Annotated in this window: 21 protein-coding genes; 18 read left to right on the top strand and 3 right to left on the bottom strand. The window is 39.3% G+C overall.

Translation table 11 applies throughout. The annotated features are described in order from the left end of the window. The first annotated feature begins 4 nt into the window (after positions 1-4). The 18 genes from INE92_RS26320 to INE92_RS26235 all read left to right on the top strand — a co-directional run bounded on the left by INE92_RS26320 (position 5) and on the right by INE92_RS26235 (position 20,609). A complete protein-coding gene (locus INE92_RS26320) occupies positions 5-796 on the top strand; it encodes a polysaccharide biosynthesis/export family protein (RefSeq protein ID WP_211421161.1) in 792 nt (263 codons plus the stop codon). Between the two features lie 16 nt (positions 797-812). Beyond that, positions 813-3,203: a GumC family protein gene (locus tag INE92_RS26315; protein WP_008782414.1), complete on the top strand. Its 2,391-nt coding sequence runs from the start codon at positions 813-815 to the stop codon at positions 3,201-3,203. Between the two features lie 87 nt (positions 3,204-3,290). Continuing rightward, on the top strand, positions 3,291-4,007 hold the full coding sequence (locus INE92_RS26310) for a tyrosine-protein phosphatase (protein WP_005868841.1): 717 nt from the start codon (positions 3,291-3,293) through the stop codon (positions 4,005-4,007). 238 nt (positions 4,008-4,245) lie between these two features. Continuing rightward, on the top strand, positions 4,246-5,223 hold the full coding sequence (locus INE92_RS26305; RefSeq protein ID WP_005868843.1) for an SDR family oxidoreductase: 978 nt from the start codon (positions 4,246-4,248) through the stop codon (positions 5,221-5,223). Between the two features lie 22 nt (positions 5,224-5,245). Then, positions 5,246-6,514, top strand: a complete 1,269-nt coding sequence (locus INE92_RS26300; protein WP_005868845.1) for a nucleotide sugar dehydrogenase — start codon at positions 5,246-5,248, stop codon at positions 6,512-6,514. After that, complete coding sequence (locus INE92_RS26295) at positions 6,501-6,944, top strand: acyltransferase family protein (RefSeq protein WP_005868848.1); 444 nt, start codon at positions 6,501-6,503, stop codon at positions 6,942-6,944. Before INE92_RS26300 ends, INE92_RS26295 begins: the two co-directional genes overlap by 14 nt. A gap of 564 nt (positions 6,945-7,508) precedes the next feature. Continuing rightward, positions 7,509-9,041 carry a lipopolysaccharide biosynthesis protein gene (locus INE92_RS26290; protein ID WP_005868853.1) on the top strand — a complete coding sequence of 511 codons (1,533 nt, stop codon included), beginning with the start codon at positions 7,509-7,511 and terminating at the stop codon, positions 9,039-9,041. Further along, a complete protein-coding gene (locus INE92_RS26285; RefSeq protein ID WP_005868855.1) occupies positions 9,038-10,372 on the top strand; it encodes a glycosyltransferase in 1,335 nt (444 codons plus the stop codon). Before INE92_RS26290 ends, INE92_RS26285 begins: the two co-directional genes overlap by 4 nt. A 2-nt stretch (positions 10,373-10,374) precedes the next feature. After that, the gene (locus INE92_RS26280; protein WP_005868857.1) at positions 10,375-11,550 is read left to right on the top strand and encodes a glycosyltransferase family 4 protein; all 1,176 of its coding nucleotides are present in this window, start codon (positions 10,375-10,377) and stop codon (positions 11,548-11,550) included. A 234-nt stretch (positions 11,551-11,784) separates the two neighbouring features. Beyond that, positions 11,785-12,687 carry a glycosyltransferase family 2 protein gene (locus tag INE92_RS26275; protein WP_005868858.1) on the top strand — a complete coding sequence of 301 codons (903 nt, stop codon included), beginning with the start codon at positions 11,785-11,787 and terminating at the stop codon, positions 12,685-12,687. Then, positions 12,674-13,774 carry a glycosyltransferase family 4 protein gene (locus tag INE92_RS26270; protein WP_005868860.1) on the top strand — a complete coding sequence of 367 codons (1,101 nt, stop codon included), beginning with the start codon at positions 12,674-12,676 and terminating at the stop codon, positions 13,772-13,774. The genes INE92_RS26275 and INE92_RS26270 overlap by 14 nt, the downstream gene beginning before the upstream one ends. Continuing rightward, complete coding sequence (locus INE92_RS26265; RefSeq protein WP_005868861.1) at positions 13,771-14,859, top strand: EpsG family protein; 1,089 nt, start codon at positions 13,771-13,773, stop codon at positions 14,857-14,859. The genes INE92_RS26270 and INE92_RS26265 overlap by 4 nt, the downstream gene beginning before the upstream one ends. Positions 14,860-14,886: 27 nt before the next feature. Next, a complete protein-coding gene (locus INE92_RS26260; protein WP_005868862.1) occupies positions 14,887-15,801 on the top strand; it encodes a glycosyltransferase family 2 protein in 915 nt (304 codons plus the stop codon). Next, positions 15,782-16,360 (top strand): acyltransferase, encoded by a 579-nt coding sequence (locus INE92_RS26255; protein WP_005868863.1) that lies wholly within the window; start codon positions 15,782-15,784, stop codon positions 16,358-16,360. The genes INE92_RS26260 and INE92_RS26255 overlap by 20 nt, the downstream gene beginning before the upstream one ends. Further along, positions 16,357-17,493, top strand: a complete 1,137-nt coding sequence (locus INE92_RS26250; RefSeq protein WP_005868864.1) for a glycosyltransferase family 4 protein — start codon at positions 16,357-16,359, stop codon at positions 17,491-17,493. The genes INE92_RS26255 and INE92_RS26250 overlap by 4 nt, the downstream gene beginning before the upstream one ends. A gap of 5 nt (positions 17,494-17,498) precedes the next feature. Further along, a complete protein-coding gene (locus INE92_RS26245; protein ID WP_005868865.1) occupies positions 17,499-18,839 on the top strand; it encodes a sugar phosphate nucleotidyltransferase in 1,341 nt (446 codons plus the stop codon). A 355-nt stretch (positions 18,840-19,194) separates the two neighbouring features. Beyond that, complete coding sequence (locus INE92_RS26240; protein WP_005868866.1) at positions 19,195-19,842, top strand: hypothetical protein; 648 nt, start codon at positions 19,195-19,197, stop codon at positions 19,840-19,842. A 611-nt stretch (positions 19,843-20,453) separates the two neighbouring features. Further along, a complete protein-coding gene (locus INE92_RS26235) occupies positions 20,454-20,609 on the top strand; it encodes a hypothetical protein (protein ID WP_005868867.1) in 156 nt (51 codons plus the stop codon). Positions 20,610-20,653: 44 nt separating this feature from the next. Here the strand turns inward: INE92_RS26235 and INE92_RS26230 are convergent, their stop codons facing one another. Genes INE92_RS26230 through INE92_RS26220 form a run of 3 tightly spaced genes read right to left on the bottom strand, consistent with a single transcriptional unit; the run spans position 20,654 to position 23,400 of the window. Beyond that, on the bottom strand, positions 20,654-21,637 hold the full coding sequence (locus tag INE92_RS26230) for a hypothetical protein (protein ID WP_005868869.1): 984 nt from the start codon (positions 21,635-21,637) through the stop codon (positions 20,654-20,656). Positions 21,638-21,664: 27 nt separating this feature from the next. Beyond that, positions 21,665-23,065, bottom strand: coding sequence for a relaxase/mobilization nuclease domain-containing protein (locus tag INE92_RS26225; protein WP_005868870.1), 1,401 nt, complete (start codon positions 23,063-23,065; stop codon positions 21,665-21,667). After that, complete coding sequence (locus INE92_RS26220) at positions 23,062-23,400, bottom strand: plasmid mobilization protein (RefSeq protein WP_008770294.1); 339 nt, start codon at positions 23,398-23,400, stop codon at positions 23,062-23,064. The genes INE92_RS26225 and INE92_RS26220 overlap by 4 nt, the downstream gene beginning before the upstream one ends. Positions 23,401-23,448: the final 48 nt, after the last annotated feature.

The following is a 23,448-nucleotide window of genomic DNA, read 5'->3' as shown; positions in this document are numbered from 1 at the left end:
AAATATGAAAATCAGATACATTTTATCCTTATTAACCGTGGCCTTTCTATTGGGATCATGTGCCACACCGAAAGTCGCTTATTTCACGGACCTGAAACGGGGTACCGCAGAGCAAGTCTTGAACCCGCTGGAAATCCGGATACGTCCAGAAGACAAGATTTCCATACAGGTCAACAGCAAAGACCCCTTATTAATGAACCTTTTCAACCTTCCGATCATATCCCGACAGATTGGTACGACATCAGGTACATCCAATAGTCAGGGAATATCAGGATATACAATAAATAAGGATGGGGATATTGATTTTCCTGTGCTGGGACATATCCATGTGGCAGGAATGACACGCGCGGAGATCGCCTCGTATATAAAAGAGGAATTGGTTTCAAAGAATCTCGTGAAAGACCCCGTTGTTACAGTGGAGTTTATGAACCTGACCGTTTCAGTGTTGGGCGAGGTTGCCACCCCCGGACGTTTCAATATCGAAAAGGACAAGCTGACACTTTTGGAGGCCTTAAGCATGGCCGGGGACCTTACCGTCTATGGGAAACGGGAAAACGTGCTGGTACAACGGGAGGAAAACGGGAAAAAAACCCTGTATCAGGTCAACCTGAATTCGGGATATGACCTTTATGCCTCTCCTGCGTATTATTTGCAGCAGAACGATATCGTTTATGTGGAACCCAACTCAATGAAAGCACGGCAGGCGACCGTCAACGGCAATAACGTCCGCTCAGCCTCTTTCTGGATGTCATTGGCCTCGTTGCTGACGACCATTACCGTGTTGATTGTAAAATAATATAGAATCAGATATGATGACCGTAAATCAAAAGAATATAAAACCGGGGCAGCAGGATGATTTCCTGCGAATACAGGACCTGTTATACCTGTGCCTCGCAAGATGGAAGTGGTTCGTCTTGTCTTTAGCGGTAACGATCGGTGCCGCTACTGCCTATCTGTTACGCACTCCTGCCGTATATACACGTACCGCTTCGGTATTGATCAAAGAGGATTCCAAAGGCAAGTCGGTCTCCTCGGATTTGGAATCCTTCTCGGAGTTCGGGCTGTTTCAATCCGGTACAAATGTGAATAACGAACTCATCACCTTTCGATCACCGTCTTTAATGACCGAAGTGGTTAAACGGTTGCGTCTGGATATGAATTACTTCGTTCGGGGAAAATTCCACCGTCAGGTAGCCTATGGACTGACATTACCGGTGGATGTAACGATAAATGACTTGCCTGAGAATGAATCAGCCGGTTTTACGTTGGAAATACAGCCGGACGGTACGTTATACCTATCCGACTTTATACGTAACGGGACAGATCTTGAAGAAAAGGACGTAAAGGGAAGCTTGCTCGACTCCATCACTACGCCATTGGGAAAAATCATTATCCATACAACACCCAATTACGTGAAAGGCGAGGCATATACATTATATGTAGGCAAATCCAGTCTGTATAACGCCGTCAACTCCTGCTCGTCCAATCTGTCCGTTTCATTGAACAGCGAGAAAGCGTCAGTCATAGACTTGTCATTCAAGGATAACTCCACACAGCGGGCAGAAGATGTATTGAGCATGTTGATTTCCGTTTATAACGAGAATTGGGTGAAGGACAAAAACCAGATCGCTGTCAGCACCTCAATGTTCATCAACGAGCGTCTGGGCGTAATCGAACGGGAACTGGGAAATGTGGACGAGGATATCTCCTCTTACAAGTCAGAACATCTGTTGCCCGACGTGCAGGCGGCATCGAGTATGTATATGGCTCAAAGCAGTGCGGCCAACGCGCAGATCCTGTCCCTGAACAACCAGCTTTATATGACCCGTTACATCCGGAACTATTTAGCCAACGATGCCAACCGTACCCAACTGCTTCCGGCCAACTCCGGCATTGAAAGCGCCAATATTGAATCGCAGATTGCCGAATACAACAAGCAACTGTTGCAGCGCAACAGTCTGGTTGCGAACAGCAGCACGGAAAATCCGCTGGTCGTGGATATGGATCAGGCTCTGGCATCCATGCGTGGGGCGATAATCAGATCTATCGACAATCAGATAGTGACCTTGAATTCGCAGATAAAAAGTTTGCGGCAGACGGAGCAACAGACGACATCACGTATAGCGGCCAACCCAACACAGGCCAAGTACCTGCTTTCGGTGGAGCGCCAACAGAAGGTAAAGGAAGCTCTTTACCTATTCCTGTTGCAAAAGCGTGAAGAGAACGAACTCTCACAGGCGTTCACGGCTTATAATACCCGCATTGTTACCCCGCCACACGGCAGCATGTTGCCGACATCCCCTGTGCATAAAAATATCTTTATGGTCGCATTCGCTCTGGGGCTGCTCATTCCGATAGTCATTATCTTCATGCGCGAGAATATGAATACCCGTGTACGGGGAAGGAAAGACCTGGAAAACCTGACTATACCGTTCATCGGTGAAATTCCGCTGTTCACAAGAAAGAAAAAAGGGATATTAGGAAAGAAACCGCAGGAAGTCAAGGCCGTTATCGTCAAGGAGGGCAACCGTGACATCATCAACGAGGCATTCCGCGTATTGCGTACCAACCTGGAATTTATGACCGGCAAGGACAAGACTTCGAATGTCATCATCATGACCTCATTCAATCCGGGCAGCGGCAAATCGTTTCTGACCATGAACATCGCCGTGAGCCTTGCCATCAAAGGAAAAAAAGTGCTGGTAATCGACGGAGACCTGCGCCACGCCTCTGCATCATCCTATATCGACTCTCCTGACAAGGGATTGAGCGACTATCTGGGAGGTCGTATCGATAATCTGGATGAGATCATCGTACCCGATCCGAAACATAAATCTATGGATATACTACCCGTGGGAACGATTCCTCCTAACCCAACGGAATTATTGTTCGACGAGCGGTTAAAGCAGACAATCGATACTGTAAGGGAGCAATATGACTATGTGCTGATCGACTGTCCGCCCGTTGAACTGGTGGCCGACACGCAAATTATTGAGAAACTGGCCGACCGTACCGTTTTCGTAGTTCGTGCAGGATTACTTGAACGGAGTATGCTTGCTGAATTGGAGAAAATCTACGAGGAGAAAAAATACAAGAACATGTCCCTGATCTTGAACGGGACCGAGGGAAGTGGCGGTCGCTATGGATACCGTTATGGCTATCGATATGGTTATCACTACGGTTACGGCTCAGGATACCACTAAGGTTCCGACGGAAAACAGGGTGGGGATAAATGGATGATTATTAATTAAAAAAAATAAAATGTTTTATATAAAAATACTCGTATCATTGTGTGGCCATTCAGGAAACGTATATCGCTGAAAGATAGCGGTATATTCAAGAATTTTACCGACTGTCACTCGCACATTCTGCCGGGTGTGGACGACGGTGTGCAGACGATGGAAGAAGCATTGGAAATACTGCGCCTGTATGAAGAGTTGGGCATAAAATCCGTATGGCTTACACCGCATATCATGGAAGATATGCCCAACACCACACTGCACCTCCGGGAGCGTTACGCTGAACTTCAAGCCACCTATAGCGGTCCGATAAAACTGCATCTGGCCTCAGAGAACATGCTTGACAACCTCTTCGAGGAACGGTTGGAAAAGAACGATCTGCTGCCCTTGGGTGAAAGCGGTGACCATCTACTGGTGGAAACCTCCTACTTTAACCCTCCGATGGGATTGAACAACATTCTGCTCCGCATCAAGGCTAAAGGCTATTATCCCATTCTTGCCCATCCGGAACGGTATGTTTATATGGGTGAGTCGGATTATCAACAATTAAAAGACATGGGAGTGAAGTTTCAGTTCAATCTTCCGTCAATAGCGGGTATGTATGGCAACCGGATTAAGAAAAAAGCCATGCTGCTATTAAAAGAAAAGGCTATTACTCATATAGGAACGGACATTCACAATTACAATATATTTCAAAAGTTCATTTGTACGAGTATTACAAAAAATATACAAAACTGTTTAATTGATAGTCAGACTGTTATAGTTTAAATAGATTATAATTATCGGTTATTAAGACCTGTAGATTCTGTTTAACTTTTTCTCTCTAGGTGGATTTGCATAAAATACATACAAAAAAATCCAACAGGCTGGAATTCAATGGAAATTGTAACAATCGACTTGGAGCAGATACACACAATCTCTCTTTTATCCAAACCAGTCTTAAAATAAATCATTACACCCCTATCAAGCAATAGGCTTGCAACTTCAACATAAAACAACAATCCATATGTCATTAACAAAAGTTTTAGTTACTGGTGGAGCGGGATTCATCGGCTCCAATTTATGTGAGTATTTATTGGCTCACGACTATGATGTAATCTGTTTGGATAATTTTTCCACAGGTAAACCTGAAAACATTTTTCCATTTCTACAACGATATCCGAATAAGTTTAAACTTATCGTAGGAGATATACGGAATCTGAACGATTGTAAGAAAGCTGTAGAAAATGTAGATTACGTTATGCATGAAGGAGCATTAGGCTCAGTTCCACGTTCTATCAAAGATCCTATAACTACAAATGAAACTAATATATCGGGATTCTTAAATATGCTGACAGCCGCTCGCGATGCCAATGTAAAGCGTTTTATATATGCAGCAAGTTCTTCTACATATGGAGACAGTCAGTCTCTTCCCAAAGTAGAAGATGTGATTGGTAAACCGCTTTCGCCTTATGCCATAACAAAGTATGTAAACGAGCTTTACGCCGATGTGTTTGCCAAAACCTATGGAATGGAATGTATCGGCTTACGATATTTCAATGTTTTCGGTCGTCGTCAAGATCCATTCGGGGCATATGCTGCGGTGATTCCTTTGTTCGTTAAGAAATTCATGGCTCATGAGAGTCCTGTCATTAACGGAGATGGTGAATATAGCCGCGATTTTACTTATATAGACAATGTGATTCAAATGAACATGCTGGCTATGACCACGACAAATCCGAATGCAACCAACCAAGTATACAATACTGCTTTCGGAGAACGCACCACATTAAACCAGTTGGTCGGTTACTTGAAAGAATTTTTGAGTGAATTTGACCCCGAAATTGCCAACGTGAAAATAATTCATGGTCCCAACCGCTTGGGGGATATTCCCCATTCCTTGGCATGTATTGATAAAGCAAAATCCCTTTTAGGTTACAATCCTCAATACAGTATGCGTGACGGTTTGAAAGAGGCTGTCAAATGGTATTGGAAGAATATTTAAAGTAATAATAACAGATGAAATTATGAATGAAACTAAAATTTGCGTAATTGGTCTTGGTTACGTAGGGCTCCCTTTGGCTCGTCTTTTCTCGACAAAGTATAAAACGATAGGTTTTGACATGAACCAAGCTCGTGTGACTGCTTTGATGGCAGGTCATGATGCGACACTCGAAGTGTCAGATGAACTACTCCAATCTGCCCTTGCCAATGGTTTTAAGTGTACTGCCAATATAGAGGAAATCCGTGATTACAATTTTTATGTAGTTGCCGTTCCCACTCCGGTAGACAAAAACAACAATCCGGATTTGACTCCGCTTTACGGTGCCAGCACAACTGTTGGTAAGGTAATCTCCAAAGGGGATATTGTGGTGTATGAATCTACTGTTTATCCAGGTGTTACAGAAGACGAATGTATCCCGGTTGTGGAAAAAGTGTCCGGATTGAAATTTAATGAAGATTTCTTTGCTGGCTATAGCCCTGAACGTATAAATCCGGGAGATAAACTTCATACAGTAGAAAAAATCAAAAAGGTTACTTCCGGTTCTACGCCTGAAATAGGTAAGAAAGTAAATGAGGTATATGCTTCTGTAATTACCGCCGGTACACATCTCGCTCCTACGATGAAAGTAGCGGAAGCAGCCAAAGTAATAGAAAACTCACAGCGTGATATCAATATCGCATTTGTGAATGAGCTATCCAAGATATTTACTAAAATGGGCATTGATACACAGGATGTACTGGAAGCAGCTTCTACCAAATGGAATTTCCTGCCATTTAAGCCTGGGCTGGTTGGAGGCCATTGCATTGGAGTTGATCCGTATTATTTGGCTCAATGTGCACAACGTCACGGTTATAATCCTGAGATAATCTTAGCCGGTCGCCGAATGAACGACGGTATGGGGGAATATGTGGCCAACCAAGTTGCGAAATTGATGCTGAAGAAAGGAATACAGGTGCTCAACTCTCATATCCTCATATTAGGGTTTACTTTTAAAGAAAACTGTCCTGATGTGCGGAACACAAAGGTTATAGATATTTACAATGCTTTGCGAGAGTATAACGTACATATCACCGTATATGATCCTTGGGCCAATCCTGATATAGTTATGCGAGAATATGGAATCTCGGTAACGAACCAACATCCTTTGGATAAGAAATTCGATGCGGCAATTATAGCTGTAGCACACGAACAGTTTATAGGCTTTGATGTAAAAACGTTACTAAATGCTCAACACGTCATATTCGATGTTAAAGCTATCTTTGAAAAAAACGTTGTAGATGGTAGACTCTAATCGGATTGTCTCCTTTGACATATTGAAAGGGGGAGGAATTTTATTGGTCATCCTTGGTCATATACAAATCCCTTACATGTTGAAAACCGTTATTTACAGTTTTCACATGCCCCTTTTCTTTTTTGTGTCAGGCTGTTTCTTTCGTCCAATCAGTTTGAGAGAGTTTTTTGCAAAAAAGACCAGACAATTACTGATTCCTTGGGCCTTTTTTGCCTTTTTGTTGTTCGCATATTTGTTCGTTTTGAAACTTAACGAAACTCATAATTGGGCAAAAGCGATCTCGCTCCCTGTAACGAGTATGTTTGATGGTTTTCTCGGTGATGAAAACTCTTTTATTTTATTTCATGTAATTTGGTTTTTAATTTGTTTGTTCGAGGTTTCATTCGTTTATTTATTGATACATAAAATCACCCCTACAATAAAGCATTAACAATCAGCGCATTATGTATATTATTATATGGAGTAGGATATTGGTTAAATGCTAATAACATTGATTTGCCATATTTTATTGACACAACAATGTCTACCTTGATTTATTACCATCTTGGTTTTTGCTTCATGCGGAACAAATGGTACGGCATGAAGGTTTCACCGATATACTCATTATTCTTGCTTATTATCGCCATTGTTTTCATCGTTCTATTTCCCTCTTACGTTGACTTAAAATCAAACAATTTTCCATTGCATCTATTGTTGCTTTCAATGGTTTTTATTATGAATTTTTATTGGTTTATCAATTCATATTTTAATTCGAGAAAGCTGAAACTTATTCCATTGGATAAAATATTGATTTGGTGTGGAATTAACAGTTTGGCATTATTGGGGCTACATATATTATTTGTAGATACATTCTGGATCGTGCGCAATAAGTTACATCTTGTAAACTACAGTTGGACCATATTGGAATTTGCACTCATTGTTGCAATATGCTATTTTGCGACAACCTTAATAAAAAGATACATTCCGTCTGTATTAGGAAGATCATAAGCTTGCTATGAATAAGACATCGTCCGTAAATAATAAAAAAATATTCAAGAATACAGTGGCACTTTATGCACGTATGTTGCTGTCCATGATTGTATCACTATATACATCACGGATCGTGTTAAATGCACTTGGTGTAGATGATTATGGCATTTATGGACTTGTCGGCGGTATTGTTGTCCTATTTAGCTTTTTGAATGTAACGATGAGTGGAGCGACTTCACGCTTTCTTACAGTCGAACTTGCCAAAAATGACCCTCGACAACTCCAACAAACATTCAATACAGCCTTTATATTACATATAGGAATTGCAATTATAGTCTTGTTTTTGGCTGAAACGGTCGGACTTTGGCTGTTATTCGAAAAATTGAACATTCCAGATGAGAGAATGAGTGCAGCTGTTTGGGTGTATCAATTTTCAATAATTTCCTCAATGGTCAGCATCACTCAAGTTCCATACAATGCGACTCTTATTTCGCACGAAAAAATGGACGTGTATGCTATTGTGGAAATTGTTGGATCACTGTTGAAGTTGCTGATCGCTACACTTCTACTTATTACAGTATGTGATAAGCTCATTTTATATGGAGGACTTATGCTCTTATCTTCATTCTTGATTGCAATGACATATCGCATTTATTGCATTAGGCATTATGACGAATGCCGGATTAATTGGGAATGGAATAAGGTTATCGGCCGTTCTCTGTTTAGCTTTTCAGGATGGAATCTTTATTCCAATATTTGCTTTACTACTCGTCAACAGGGAACAAATATGTTGCTTAATATATTTGGCAGTACAGCTGTTAATGCCGCAGCCGGATTGGCAACAACTGTGCAACTGATGATTGAACAAGTATCAACCAATTTGGTAATGGCTTCGAGGCCGCAAATTATAAAGCAATACGCATTGACCGATTTCAATGCCATGATACAATTACTAAAGCAAACTACTTGTTTGGCAAATGTGTTATATCTGTTGGTTGCTATTCCTTTTATCTCTGAAATACATTATGTAATGAATTTATGGCTCGTGGAAGTTCCTCCATATACAATTGAATTCTGTATTTTATTGATAGTCTCAAGCTTCATATCATTGAATAATAATATTATATATATTGGAATACAAGCTGTCGGACGTTTGAAATTTTATTCATTTATGGCGGGGACAGTATCATTATCAGTCATTCCGATACTTTGGTTATTGTTTAGTAAAGGTATCGGCTTGACTTGGGCTTTTGGATTGCCTATAGTGAGCACATTATTGATTTATATCGTTTGCTCATATACACTCCATCATTATGTTGAAGATTTCAAACCGATACGTTTTTTCTTCACAACGATGGTAGTGAATCTTTTCATAAGTATTCCTTCTTTTACCGCAATCCTACTCATACAACATATCTTGGTTGAGTCCTTTACAAGAGTGATTATCGTGGCTCTTAGTTCTTCAATAATATTGGTTGTTCTGTCCTATTATGTGCTATTAGACAAAGAAAATAAGAAAAAAGTAAAAGCATTGATTTTAAACAAATTAAAACGATGAATAAAAACATACTTATAATTACTCCTTTTTTTCCGCCACAGACTCATGCTGCGGTATTTAGGGCATTTAAACTTGTAAAATATCTTAAACGTACAGGTTGGAATCCGATAGTACTGACGGTTAATCGTAATTATCTATATTTAGAAGATCCTGATTTGTTGGACGAAGTCCAAGACGTGCCTATTTATCAAGCCAATTATATAGAACCGACATTGCGCGGCCTTAGAATGTTGCTTGGAGGAGAAGATACTTCACTCAAAGCCATTACAGCCAAAGCAAAAACTATTGGTGCACAGTCAAAAAGCACGGATACAGTCACCTCTAACAAGCAATCTTTATTCGGTAAGTTTTATAAATATATACTAGACCGATGGATTCAAGTTCCCGACCGCTTTAGATTCTGGGAAAGAAGTGCCGTGAGGATGGGACGAAAAATAATTAAAGAACATGATATATCTATCATATATACCACTTGCCTGCCTTTTACCTCAAATAGAATCGGTATGCGACTTAAACATCTAACCGGAGTAAAATGGGTTGCTGATTTCAGGGATCCTACCACATACGCTAAGCGAATGTATTCTGATTATTTTCCTGTTTTTGCCAAGCAAAAGAAAATTGAACAAGATACTTTTAAATACGCTGATGCTATTACTGGTCTGTCGGGAGCATACCTGAATATATTTAATGATTTATATGAGGGACGATACTCAAATAAATCATATTTTATTCCAACTGGAGTAGATGATGATTATTTGCCTTCTTTTCAAAATAGAGAAAAAGAGAATTATATAATATTCGTGGGTGAATACCTCCATGAATATAAAGATAATTTCTTGAAAATATTTGCCGAAGCTGTCAATTCTAAGGAATTAAAAGGCAAGGGTTGCACCCTTAAAATTGTGGGTAATAAGAATATCAATCAAAAACAAACGGAAGAATTTGTCAATGATTTGGGAATCTGTAACAACGTGGAATATATCAATCATGTACCGCAGCGTAAATTGTATGAATTGATAGTTAATGCAAAAGCAGCAGTACTTATTCCCGGACACACGGCTTTATGGTGGACTAATTTCGCAAAAATGGTCGATTATATCGCATTACAAGTGCCTGTATTAGCAATGGTGCCCATGACTAGCGAAGCACGAACCGAATTGATAAAAGCAGGCATAGGTATTTTTATAGATACTCCTCAGCAAGGTGTTACTGTCATCAAACAAGTATTTAGCGAAAAATTTCCAATGACGGCAAACAAAGAATATTGCCGCCGTTACTTGGCATCGCAACAAACAAAATCTTTCATTGATATTTTCCAAAAAATACAATAGAGATGCATATAGCGTTTTTAACTACAGAATATCCGATATTGGGTATGAAATGTGGCGGAATCGGAATTTTTATCAAACATTTGTCTCATCTTATCGTTAAGAGTGAGACTGGTGTGAAGGTATCAGTTGTGTATTGGGGCAATAAGTTTACAGAAACTGTGTGGGACGATGGTATATCTGTGATACCTATAAACCAGCCTCATAAGTCTCCATTTTCTTCTTTTATCAATAGAAGGTATCTAAATAAAAAGTTAAATCTATTAGTGGCAAAGATTGGCATCGACCTCGTTGAATCTATCGACTGGGAGGGACCTTTGGCTTTTTGTAGTTTATCTGTACCAGTAGTTACAAGATTACATGGTTCAAATGTGTATTTCGATCATTTGTCTGGAAACAAAACTCCATGGAACGTACGGCTTATGGAATATAATGCTTTGCGTAATTCTGATGCCTATATAGGAGTTAGCCGACAGGCTCTCGACCTGACGGATAAATTATTCAGTCTGTCTTCGAATAAGAGAAAATGTGTAATATATAATCCTGTGGATATAAACATGCCCCCTCTTTCATCTAGTGACATGAACAAAAATACAATAACGATACTTTATTGGGGGACAATTGTTGAGAAAAAGGGGGTACTTGATTTGCCTCTTATTTTCAACAGGATATGCGAGCAAAACGACAATGTCAAACTCATTCTCATCGGACAGGATGCAGTAGTGAATGGTTCTTCGACATGGGAAAAATGCAAATCTCTCTTTTCAAAGCAATCGATCGGTTGTGTATCGTATTTAGGTCGCTTACCTTATGACAAGACTATGTCATACGCTAACAGTGCCGATATTTGCATATTTCCAAGCCATGCAGAAACTTTCGGTTTGGTCTTACTGGAGGCAATGTTACTGCGGAAGGCAATTGTTTGTTCCGATATCGATTGTTTTCAAGAGATTATAGGAGACAGTAACTGTGTTTGCAAATGCAGGGTGAAACGTATCGATGAATTTGCAGAGGCTTTGCAACGGCTAATCTCGAATCCCATTTATAGGTGTGAACAAGCCGACAGGGCTTATCTAAATGCAACTGCTAGATTCAACACCAACGAGATAGTGGCACAAAACATCGAATTTTACAATCGAGTTATAAGAGATAGCTCCAAACATCATGTAGAAGAATCCTAACTCAACTGCTTTATTAGAAAATTTAAACGGACTTTTTATTTATAAAATCACATATTCATACGAAGGGGAGTTAAGGCTTTTTTTGTATTGCCATCTTGAAGAAAGTCAAACATTTCAGTACAACTACGTAAAATATAGAAATGCTTCATTATAGTGAAATTTCTGATAGAGTATAATTCCTAAACGAAGTGATTAATTTCTTAACTCTTGATTCATATTATTCATAAACGCCTTATGCAAAAAGGGATAAGCATTATTTTGCCCACACTTAATCGGGCTGATTATCTGGCAAGTACAGTTGATTGCTTAATAGAGCAAGATTTTGGGGAGCCGTATGAAATAATTATTGTAGACCAATCGGCAGCCATTGACAGTACTATGTATAGTCGTGCAAAAGATAGTGATACATTGATTAAGTACTATCATGTGACTGAATTTAGAGGGCTACCTGAAGCTCGTAATTTCGGTGTGCAACACACACAATACGCCTACATCCTATTTCTAGATGATGATATCGAGTGTGACTGCAACCTGCTCAAAGAGCATTACAAGTTCTTGTCACAACCTGATATCGCAGTAGTGGCAGGGGGAATTACAGAAAAATATAAGAATAATCCCAAATCGAAAAATGTAGGCAAGTTCCATTTCTATACGGCAACTCCAGAACGGGGATTCCACATTAATCATAAAGAATATGTAGATCATGGCGGAGGTGGAAATTATAGCATAAAAAAAGACATATTTTTAGAAGTTGGTGGTGTTGATGAATATTTGAATTATGGAGCTGCTCTATATGAAGAAACCGAAATATGTTTACGAGTAAAGGAACTTGGATACAAAGTTTTTTTTAATTATGATGCTCATGTATGGCACTTGGCTGCTGATACAGGCGGTTGCAGGGTTCTGGATATCAATCGCTATATTGCTTCATTAGTACATAACCGGGCTTTATTGATTAGCCGTCATCTCAAATGGTATCATAGGCCGACTGCTTACATCTATTTGTTGCGTCTTGTTGCATCATACGCTTTTACTTACCGCAATCCCGGACTGTTTAGACTTTTTGCAAAAACTTATAAAGAAGGTTATAAAAAAGGAAAACTAACTCCTAAATATACTCATTATGCAAACATCTAACAAACACATTTTTATTGTAACCTATGATTATCCACCAAGTAATGGTGGTATTGCAAGGCTTTGTTTTGAACTGAAAAAATATTTAGAGAAAAAAGGACTGAATGTTACAGTCATTTGTCCCCAAAGTACTTCTACCGATGCAGAGGAGGATAATAATGTGGTGAGATTGCATGGAAGAAGAGGAATATTGGAGTTGCGTACATTGAAGTATTTACGCAAAAAAACTGTTCCCGGTGATATTGTAATTACCGGGAATTATCATCCAGAGGGAATGCTGTCTCTATTGTCAAACAGAGAAACCTATATATTGGCACATGGAGCCGAATATCTTGCCGGAAAGAGTTTTTTCCGACGCTGTATTTGGCCTACTTATCGACGTTTTATACTAAGAAACGCCTCTTGCGTGATTGCTAACAGTCATTATACAGAGACATTAGTAAAACATTGTTCTCCAAATGCTAAAACAATCGCTATTCCGTTAGCGGTTGATGCAATTCATTTTCGCCCTACTTGTGAAAAATATAAGGATGGCTTGCTACACCTCTGTTCTATTTCTCGATTGGAAAAATTTAAAGGACATGATTTTATTATCCGGACGATAGCTTCTTTACCGGCAAAGTATAAGCAACAAGTGCGATTGCATCTCGGAGGTAAAGGAAAATATAAGAGTGCACTTGAGCGGATGGTTACCGATTTAGGATTGTCAGATATTGTATCATTTGAAGGTTTCATTGATGATAATAAACTTTGCGATTTCTATTCAGCCTCGCATATATTCATTCTCTGTACACGTGAAGAAGCGGATAATAGGAATGTAGAAGGATACGGGCTTGTTTTTGCCGAAGCGCAAGCTTGTGGAACCGCCGTTATAGGTACTCGTACAGGTGGCATTCCCGATGCTGTCGAGGAGAATAATGGCGGTTGGTTGATACATCAGGACGCCCACGAAGAATTGGAGAATTTACTCATTAAGTTAATCGACGATAAATCTCTTGCTATAAATGAAGGTCGTAATGCACGTCGGCGCATAGAAGCTAAAATTACGTGGGAACATTATGTGGACCAAATTTGTGATGTCATTTTATGAGTATTAGTCTATATATAGCCTTATATTACAACTTGTTGCTGCTATTAGTTGTTTACATCGCTATTCAACCGGTCAGGGCAGAAACAGTAAGACAGCCTTATATCAACAACCAGATATTTAGCCTTGCTTTACTCTTGATTGTATATGTTCATGTAACTTTCCGACCGACCGATTATCACTACTTTGGAGATACTTCAGCTTATGCCATGGCTTTCCAAAAGAAAGCCTTCTATGGTACGGTTGCTATAAGAGATAGAGATATTGGTTTTGAGTATCTTACCTATTGGCTTTCACAACTCGTCAATTTAAAAGGGTATTGGTTTGTTCTTTGCTCATTATATATATTGCCTGTTTTCTTTGCTTTAAAGAAACGATTCAAACAACAATATGCTGTAGCACTAGTGTTGTTCGTTTGTTCTTTGAGTTTTTGGGGATACGGAGTAAATGGACTGCGTAACGGAATAGCTACATCGTTAGTTATCTTCTCTTTTCTTGTTCCAAACAACGATATTAAACGAATTCCTGTTTGGATTATAGCATGTCTTTTCCATCAATCCGTCATGTTGCCAATTGGCTGTTTCTTGCTGACCCGACTTTCAAATAATCCCAAACACTACTTATACTTATGGGGAACGTTTTTCCTGCTTATGCTTGTTGCACGTGATTCTTTCTCCACTTTGTTGACAAACATTCCTTGGTTTGAACAGGATAAAAGGATGTCTGAATATTTGAATATGTCTTATAAAGGCATGGAGCAAATGTTCTCTAATATTGGATTTCGCTGGGACTTCATTATTTATAGTTTGATACCCATTATCGCAGGAGTGAAATATATCTATACATATTGCTACGAAGACAAATTGTTTATCCGTTTATTTAATACTTATATAGCAAGTAATGCGTTCTGGCTATTGACCATTCATGTACCGTATAATAACAGATTTGCTTATCTATCTTGGTTTCTTTATCCTATAGTATTGATATATCCCTTGCTAAAAGATAACTTAATAAATAACCAGGGAGAACGAATAAAATGGATTATTCTATGTTATTATATGTTCACTTATGTAATGTGGATAAAATAAAATACAAAACAATAGAAAAAGATTTTTATGAAAGATTTAGTTACTGTATTTACACCGGTATATAATAGGAAGAATTTAATTGGAAATCTATATCAGAGTTTGTTGTCTCAAACCTATAAAAATTTTGAATGGATTATTGTTGACGATGGGAGCACTGATGATATTGATGAAATTATAAAATCTTATCAAAATGAAGATCGTATATTAATTCGTTTCATCAAACAAGAGAATGGTGGAAAACATAGAGCAATCAACAATGGCGTATTACATGCAAAAGGAGAATTATTTTATATTGTAGATAGTGATGACTATTTAACAAAAGACTCTATAGAACGAATAGTTTTTCATTATCAATATATAAAGAATAATGATAAATTTGCTGGAGTTTGTGGTATGAAATGCTTTCCAGATGGTTCTCGTATAGGGAAAGAGGTTACATGGAAAATTTTAAAAGATTCTTGGATTAACTATTGGATTATAAAAAATATAAAAGGGGATGTTGCGTTTGTTTTTAAAACATCAGTCCTGAGAAATTATTTATTTGACGATATACCCGGAGAAAAATTTTGTGCAGAAAGTTTGGTTCTAAACCGTATTGGAAAAAATTACCTTATGTTATTTTTTAATGAAAAAATATACATCGCAGAGTATTTATCAGACGGTTTATCTGTTTCATCAATCAAAAACAGAATGAATTCACCTAATTATGCCATGAGAATTTATTCAGAAATGGCATCACTAGATATTCCATATTTAAAAAAAATAAAAGCTCATATAAATTACTGGCGTTTTGCTCCTTGCTCTAAATTGAAAATGAAAAATAAAATAAAACAAATAGGAATTTCTAGTTATATTATTTTTATGCCTATTGGCTATTTGTTTCATATGAAAGATAAAAAAAACAATTATATAGATATTAGACATGTCGGATCTAAGCGGTAGAACTTTATTTAAACGGATTAAACCATTAATTAAGGTATTCGTTATAGTAGATTCATATCTTCCTAGGAAACTTAATAATTTTTTATTTGTAAGTTTAAGAGGTATTGGAGGAAAAGTTGGTATTGTGATTAGATACATATTGGTGAAAAATCTAGCAAAAAAATGCGGTGATAATGTTGTAATTAAAGAAAATGTATATATATCTAACATAGAGAAACTAGAACTGGGAGATAATATCAGTATTCATCCGATGTGTTATTTTGAATGTAGCGGAGGATTGATGATCGGAAATAATGTGTCTATTGCCCATTCAAGTTCAATACTAACAAGTACTCACACTTATTCTGATTTTAATTTACCTATTAAATATAATGAAATCCTAAAAAAAACGGTAGTTATCCATGATGATGTATGGATTGGTTGTGGAGTGAGGATTTTATGTGGAGTTCACATTGATACAAGATGTATAATAGGCGCAAATAGTTTGGTTAATAAAAGTGTTGACTCATTCTCTATTTATGGGGGAGTTCCTGCAAAAAAAATAAAATCTTTTCAATGAAAAAAAAGAAATTATTCAAAATAACAAATTCAGCTTATTTTCAAGTCCGGCAACTTCAAGGTCAATTGAATTATTTTTCCGCATATTTCGATGTCATTGCCGTTGCCCCTAAAGGAGAAGGTTGGGAGGAATTACAGAAGCAACAGGCACGTTGTATTCCGGTAAAAATGTCAAGAGCCATAAATCCGATTTTCGATTTAATAACTCTTTTCCAATTGGTAAAACTTTTTATCAAAGAGAAGCCGACTATTGTTCACTCGCACACCCCCAAAGCTGGTCTTTTGGGTATGTTAGCAGCATGGATAGCACGTGTGCCGATCCGTATGCACACGGTAACAGGCTTCCCATTGACGACGGCTACGGGCATAAAAAAACAAATTCTTCGTTTTACGGAACGGTTAACTTACGCTTGTGCCACAAATGTATATCCCAATTCACAAAAGATGTGTGATATTATTTGTTCAATGGGGATCGGCAATCCTAAAAAAATGCTTGTTATCGGTAATGGTGGTTCAAATGGAATTGATACGGCATTCTATTCGCGAAATGCTACACAAGATATTAAGATTTCAACTTTCGATTTCACGTTTGGTTTTGTAGGTCGTATATTTTATGAGAAAGGAATCAATGAATTAGTAGCTTCTTTTATTCGATTACAGAAAGATTATCCTAACATAGGATTACGTTTAATCGGCTTTATGGAAGAAAACCTTTATCCGGTTGATGATTGGGTAAAACAAGAGATTAGCACAAATTCTCACATTGAGTTTGTCGGCTTTCAACAAGATGTTCGTCCCTATCTAATGGGGTGTGAGGCTTTTGTTTTTCCCTCCTATCGTGAAGGTTTCCCTAATGTTGTCATGCAAGCTGGGGCCTTGGAATTACCACAAATCGTTACAGATATCAATGGTTGTAATGAAATAATTGTTCAAAACAAAAATGGAATAATTGTTCCACCACAAGACGAACACGCATTGTATAAAGCCATGAAATATTTTTTGGATAATCCTAATGAGGTAAAAAGAATGGCAAAGAATGCAAGGGCAATGATTACATCACGTTACGAACGCAATAAATTTTGGAAATTGATGCTTGAAGAATACTATCGGCAAATTAAAAATCGAATTAAATAACATCTATGCAAATCATACTGTTATCCGGCGGTTCTGGTAAACGCCTATGGCCGCTTTCCAATAATACACGGTCAAAACAATTTATCAAACTGTTGACTGCGCCCGATGGCTCGAAAGAGTCGATGGTGCAGCGGGTGGTACGGCAATTACGAGAAACCGGCATCTGTGATTCGATTACTGTGGCAACAAGCCAGTCACAACGGGATATCATCATCAACCAGCTTGGAGAAGAGATTCCTGTAGTTACGGAACCGGAGCGTCGCGATACATTCCCGGCTATCGCTCTCGCAAGCTCGTATTTGGCCTACAAACGAAAATGTTCCACCGATGAGATTATAATCGTCATGCCTTGCGACCCTTATACCGAAACAGGTTATTTTGAAACGATTCGCAGGATAGCGGATGCAGTGAAAAACAATGTAGCCGAACTAGTATTGATGGGAATTAACCCCACATATCCGTCAGCAAAATACGGATATGTAGTGCCAGTCAATGATGTACAGAACAAAGGAATATTTCAAGTATCACGCTTTACGGAAAAGCCAGATATGATAACTGCCGAGAAACTTATTTCAGAGGGTGCTTTCTGGAACGGAGGCGTATTCGCTTTTCGGTTGGGGTATATGACAGATATTGTAACCCGACACATCAAAACCGACACTTTTTCAGAAATTCGTTCTCGCTATGGGGAATTTCCGAAAATCAGTTTTGACTACGAAGTCGCTGAAAAAGCGCAGTCGGTAGCCGTCGTACCTTTTGCCGGAGAGTGGAAAGACCTTGGTACATGGAATACGTTGACTGATGAACTATCGGAACACACCATGGGCAATGTTGTCATGGATGAAGAATCCGAAAATACCCACGTCATCAACGAACTTGGACTGCCAATCATGTGCATTGGCACACGGAATCTAGTTATCGCAGCATCAAATGATGGAATCCTAATTTCGGACAAAGATAAAAGCGAGAACATCAAAACTTACGCTGACTGCCTACAACATCGGCCAATGTTCGAAGAACGTCGCTGGGGTGAATACAAAGTTGTCGATACCGCCGAGTTTTCCGACGGTTACAAATCACTTACCAAGCAACTGAAAATCAAATCCGGTAAGAGTATCAGCTATCAGGTACACCGCCATCGCGATGAAGTCTGGACGTTTATCGACGGCGAGGGAGAACTGGTACTCGATGATATCAGGTCGGTTATCAGCAGAGGCGATACGATTACAATCAAGAAAGGTGTTAAACATGCAGTCAGGGCTATCTCTGAATTGACGTTCATCGAGGTGCAGTCCGGAAATCTACTTGCAGAAGAAGACATTGAACAATTTGACTATAAATGGTAAAATCCTTCGTTAAAACCTCTGACAAAAGAATGAAGTTGGTTTACAAGAAAGTTATCGAACCTCAATTAGGCAACCTGATATCCATATTGAAAAAGAAATGATAATCTATAGCATTGATTATTATCAACAAGATCAAGATTGTACTCAATGTGGAAAACATTCGGAATGTATTTGCCGGTAAAATGATAAAATATCACTATCCATATGTAAGTAAGTATATATACCGGACACAGGATCTTGCGAAAGTAGCTTCGTTTTCAGATTCTAAACCGCAGAAACAGCATTACGCAAAAATTAATGGGTTGGAAAAACTTATTATAAATACTGGTAATGAACCTTTTCATTGATTTTTCTAATGAAAAAGACCATCCTTCAATACATGACCGATATCTATCAGGAAGATATTCCCAAACATATCCTTCAAGAAAACAAGATACGCCTGAATTCTTTTTTCCTGGAACAGGAATCCGTACAGAAGAAAGGGACTCAGTTTATATTCAGATATGCATTCTACTCCGTTGAGAAACCCCGAAAGATCACGAAGCAGCATCTATTGAAAGAATATGCAGGGGTGCCTTTGGAAAAAAGGAGCGTACAACCGGAACAAATACCCGATATGAAGCAATATAGTGATATAATACTGTATGGAGATGCCAGCTCTCCTGAAGCACAGCAACAGCTGGCGGAATACCTCCAACAACATAATTCATTAAAAGTCCAGTTGTCTTTTTTTGACAAGAGAAATGATTCCACTAGCAAGGATGAACAAGCCATCGCATATGCGGAACTACAGAAGGCGCTATTTTTTTGCCAAAGAAAAAAGATACCTCTCCTGTTCGTTTCCTTAAAAGGGATGATAGACGACATCCGTTTTCTCAATCTGCTGGAGGAGAGCCATGTCGATTTCAGATGTATCGATTTTCCATGGTTCTGCAAGGAGAATCTGCCTCTGATAAAGGCAGTTGTGCTATATGAAAAGTTGGAAATAAGAATAAATGTATAAGATATCAAGCTTACAGATTGGACTTCAATGTTGCAGCATTGAGGTTTATGAGAAACAATTCTAAATATATTTCTGTTTGGCGAAATCTTATTCTAAAAGGAACTCTAAATAAAAGAATCCACCTTCAGATATCTTTCTTCACTTATCCTCAAAGTATATAATCCAAACATAAATATCAGACCTATTTTCCCTATAACTGAGTAATAAAAAGATTATTCCCCAACACCGTAAACAAAGAAATAACAGAAGCACTTTAAAATGGTGTATCTAACTCACTTTTTTAAGGATAATATCCCTGTTACAGTTATCTGTAGCAGGTGATCCTTTCAAATTGGGCATTAGATGCACCCTTTTCCTTATTCCAACAAATGCGCCTCTTGTAACCTCACCAATTCCCAATACATCTTCAAAAACATCTCCAGATACACCTTCAGACTCGGGAAATAGACGAAAGACTTCCAGCAAAAGAAAGGCACATGAATGGCCGTTCATTCGGAACCTCCATTTCTGGATAGCGTTTCTTTGTCCATCCAAAATAATCTCTATCGGGACAGAACAATAAACAAAAGCATAAATATCAGGCAAAATTGTCCCGATAAAAGAATTATAACATGACTATTGAAGATGAAATCCTCCAATACCTGCACTATCATCCTCTATCAAACAGGGTTGAGATAACGCTTGGGATAACCAATCCTCCCAGTGGCAGGATTGTAAAAAGACTACTGGCCGATGCCGTAACCAAAGGAATGATAGAAGTACTCTAACAATAGTAGTGCCACTATTTTATAAGCAGCACTGCAATTGTTCCTTACCCCAGCAAATGCACCTCCTGTAACCTCACCAACCCCAAATACATCTTCAAGAACACCTCCTGATACACCTTCAGATCCGGGAAATAGACGAAAGACTTCCGGGCAAAAGAGAGGCACGTGAATGGCCGTTCATTCGGAACCTCCATTTCCGGATAGCGTTTCTTCGCCTGGTCAACCGCCATCTTGTTCAGTGAAGCCACGAAGTTAGCCTGGCGTATCGGATTCCATTTCGGGGTTTCAAGAATCACCATCCCATCTTTCCGCTCAGGAATAACCAAATATTCATCCTGCACGTTACGGACGTAATAGCACACAAAAGACAAGGCCTCATAGACATTATCCCCTACATGAATACCGATAACCCGTTCTTCAACCGGTGTACCGGCAAAGCATTCCGCAATCTGTTTCATGGCATACCCATGCAACAAGGCAGCATCAGAAGCCAACAGATAAGCCGGTGCGGTACGCTCTCCTCCCTTATCGATGGCAGCAAAGACAGAAGGACTCCAACAGAGATGGATGAGCTTTCCTTTTTCTTTCTCACGAAGGGAAGCGACACATAAACGGTTATCAAAGACCAAACGGGCTTCTTTCGTTTCCGGATGGAACTGGAACACGTTCCGTACCCTGTCCGGCTTATGGATATCCATCATCAGATAGCCCTGCCAACCGGACACGTGCTTTGTCTTCAAGACGGTTTCGCTTTCCTCCACATCGAAAAGATAAGACAAGAGCTTTTCTCGCTTACAACATACGAAGAGAGAAAGCTCGTCCTGTTCTTTCATCTGCTGCATATCCAAGGAAAGAACAAAAGCCAATTGCCAAGGAGTAAGCTCGGAAAAGCCATGTAATTCAATACAAGACAACGCATCCTTCTCCGGTGAGTAAACGACATATCCCCGGCCACCTATCTCATATCTCAACATGAAATCCCCCTGTTCAGTGGGATGATAATTCTGTAAAACGGTCTGATAATTCATAAAGCAAATATATTAAGTTAGTATTCATCATAATGAGAAATCGGGACCACTCTTGCGTTTCCGTTTCTTTTTGGACGGTATGAGATCATCCTCTTGCGACTTCTTCCCGCTGCCGGTAATGTCAAGTTCCGGAATGGCCATAACTCCCCCACCCTGCATATAGAAAGCCTCACGATCCACCCGCTCACGGAACTCCCCTACCCTATCGATATGTGGCGAGAGACCGACAGCCACACCATCGAAATGCTTCTGGATATTCTGATAAGTGAGCTTACGGGAAAGATCCGCACCTTTAAAGACATGAGCATTTTCCACGTTTTCCATATAAAAGGAAATCCCGTATGCGCCTTTGCTGTTTACATGTTCCGTCACACGGATCGATTCTTCCGCCAACCTTTTCTTAAAATCCTCATAGCCTAAAGAAGCGTTCAATGCCTTAAACACATGGTCATAGAGATAATGCTTCTGTTCATCGGCGCTCATGCCCCGGCCATCAAAACGAATATTACCAAAACGATATTTCTGAGGAAGTGAAACGTCCTTCAGGTAAAAGCCTGAATCCTTGATGCCATAGACATAATAGGATTTGTCCTTCTTGGTGACCAGACGCATATACAATCCTTCTTGTTCCAGGTTCCTTCGGAAATCGGATGTACTTTCGGAAAAAGAGTAGATGCGGTCAAGCTGTTGTAACAGTTCATCCTTGAACAAGGGGTTGAAAAAACCTCCTTTTTCCAGCAATGCGAAAAGGTTGTCATAGCTTTCATCCCCCAATAGGACACGCCATTCTTCATTGGCCAATTTTATTTCTTGCAAGGGTTTATTCAAAGACCGGTATGTATCGGATTGTTCCAGGACAGCCGATACCTTATCCTTGTAATTATAACTACGCATGGCTTTCTTCAAGGCCGCATCGAAATAATAGTTACGGTATTGCGCCTCTCCCAACGTGGTTCTCTTGCCTCCTTCCCTTTCCAAAGGCAACAGACCGTACTTCTGCTCCAGTTCCCTTGAGATCTTTTCGGAACGGCTGTAATTATTTCCGGAAGGAATGCTTTTGCCTTCTTCATCAATTGTGGTCAGCAGCACATGCACATGGCTGTGTGCCTTGTCGGTATTTAGGACAACGGCATAACAGGACTTTCCGTACCCCATCCTCTCGATATATTCCCCGGCAAGAGAAAGCCACTGTTCATCGGAAAGGCTTTCTCCCGGATAGAGGCTCAGAATAAATTCCGCATAAGGTAGTTTCACCCGGTCATTCAACTGGGAGATAAGTTTCATGTAGGCTGGCATGGCGGCCAGTTCGTCACCAGTGGAGGTGTAAAGCACTTTTCCGTTTCCTTCCTTGACCTTGGAAAGCTGGTATTCAATTTTCCGGCTCATGGACAGGTGGGATGAGAAAGAAGGTTGTATCTCGGCTATCATAACAATTTCCGGTTAATGGTTTCTACATCCGAAAGGTATTGGTTAATCCGATCCAATGAATACAATATATTTTCATCGGACGGAAGCGTATTGATATGTTTGGCAAGCTGGTTGATATTGGCTCCTATTTTACGAAGTTCATATATCATTTGCACATCGGTTTTCGATATGCTTCTGCCTTTCAAGGCAGACTCTCTGATAAAGGAAGAAAGGGATTTTCCCTCTTCCTTTGAACGTTGAAGAAGCTGTTCTTTCTCGGCTTCCGTCAAGCGGATCTTTATACTTATATCTCGATTCTCTTTCATATATACAGAGTATGTGAGTGTAACGAACATTGGTCGGCAGCTCGGCTGTCGCAAGGTTTTTTGTACCCACAAAAACAT

It is taken from the genome of Bacteroides xylanisolvens (genome assembly GCF_018289135.1).
Classification (GTDB): Bacteria; Bacteroidota; Bacteroidia; order Bacteroidales; family Bacteroidaceae; genus Bacteroides; species Bacteroides xylanisolvens.
This window is presented reverse-complemented; position numbering and strand designations above follow the sequence as displayed.

Bases quoted from the DNA above. Each gene is read 5' to 3' on its own strand.
- INE92_RS26320 (WP_211421161.1), top strand. From the start codon at position 5: ATGAAAATCAGATACATTTTATCCTTATTAACCGTGGCCTTTCTATTG.
- INE92_RS26235 (WP_005868867.1), top strand. From the start codon at position 20,454: ATGACTATTGAAGATGAAATCCTCCAATACCTGCACTATCATCCTCTA.
- INE92_RS26220 (WP_008770294.1), bottom strand. From the start codon at position 23,400: ATGTTCGTTACACTCACATACTCTGTATATATGAAAGAGAATCGAGAT.
- INE92_RS26265 (WP_005868861.1), top strand. From the start codon at position 13,771: ATGAGTATTAGTCTATATATAGCCTTATATTACAACTTGTTGCTGCTA.
- INE92_RS26255 (WP_005868863.1), top strand. From the start codon at position 15,782: ATGTCGGATCTAAGCGGTAGAACTTTATTTAAACGGATTAAACCATTA.
- INE92_RS26270 (WP_005868860.1), top strand. From the start codon at position 12,674: ATGCAAACATCTAACAAACACATTTTTATTGTAACCTATGATTATCCA.
- INE92_RS26250 (WP_005868864.1), top strand. From the start codon at position 16,357: ATGAAAAAAAAGAAATTATTCAAAATAACAAATTCAGCTTATTTTCAA.
- INE92_RS26225 (WP_005868870.1), bottom strand. From the start codon at position 23,065: ATGATAGCCGAGATACAACCTTCTTTCTCATCCCACCTGTCCATGAGC.
- INE92_RS26275 (WP_005868858.1), top strand. From the start codon at position 11,785: ATGCAAAAAGGGATAAGCATTATTTTGCCCACACTTAATCGGGCTGAT.
- INE92_RS26295 (WP_005868848.1), top strand. From the start codon at position 6,501: ATGGTAGACTCTAATCGGATTGTCTCCTTTGACATATTGAAAGGGGGA.
- INE92_RS26280 (WP_005868857.1), top strand. From the start codon at position 10,375: ATGCATATAGCGTTTTTAACTACAGAATATCCGATATTGGGTATGAAA.
- INE92_RS26240 (WP_005868866.1), top strand. From the start codon at position 19,195: ATGAAAAAGACCATCCTTCAATACATGACCGATATCTATCAGGAAGAT.
- INE92_RS26260 (WP_005868862.1), top strand. From the start codon at position 14,887: ATGAAAGATTTAGTTACTGTATTTACACCGGTATATAATAGGAAGAAT.
- INE92_RS26315 (WP_008782414.1), top strand. From the start codon at position 813: ATGACCGTAAATCAAAAGAATATAAAACCGGGGCAGCAGGATGATTTC.
- INE92_RS26290 (WP_005868853.1), top strand. From the start codon at position 7,509: ATGAATAAGACATCGTCCGTAAATAATAAAAAAATATTCAAGAATACA.
- INE92_RS26300 (WP_005868845.1), top strand. From the start codon at position 5,246: ATGAATGAAACTAAAATTTGCGTAATTGGTCTTGGTTACGTAGGGCTC.
- INE92_RS26230 (WP_005868869.1), bottom strand. From the start codon at position 21,637: ATGAATTATCAGACCGTTTTACAGAATTATCATCCCACTGAACAGGGG.
- INE92_RS26245 (WP_005868865.1), top strand. From the start codon at position 17,499: ATGCAAATCATACTGTTATCCGGCGGTTCTGGTAAACGCCTATGGCCG.
- INE92_RS26285 (WP_005868855.1), top strand. From the start codon at position 9,038: ATGAATAAAAACATACTTATAATTACTCCTTTTTTTCCGCCACAGACT.
- INE92_RS26305 (WP_005868843.1), top strand. From the start codon at position 4,246: ATGTCATTAACAAAAGTTTTAGTTACTGGTGGAGCGGGATTCATCGGC.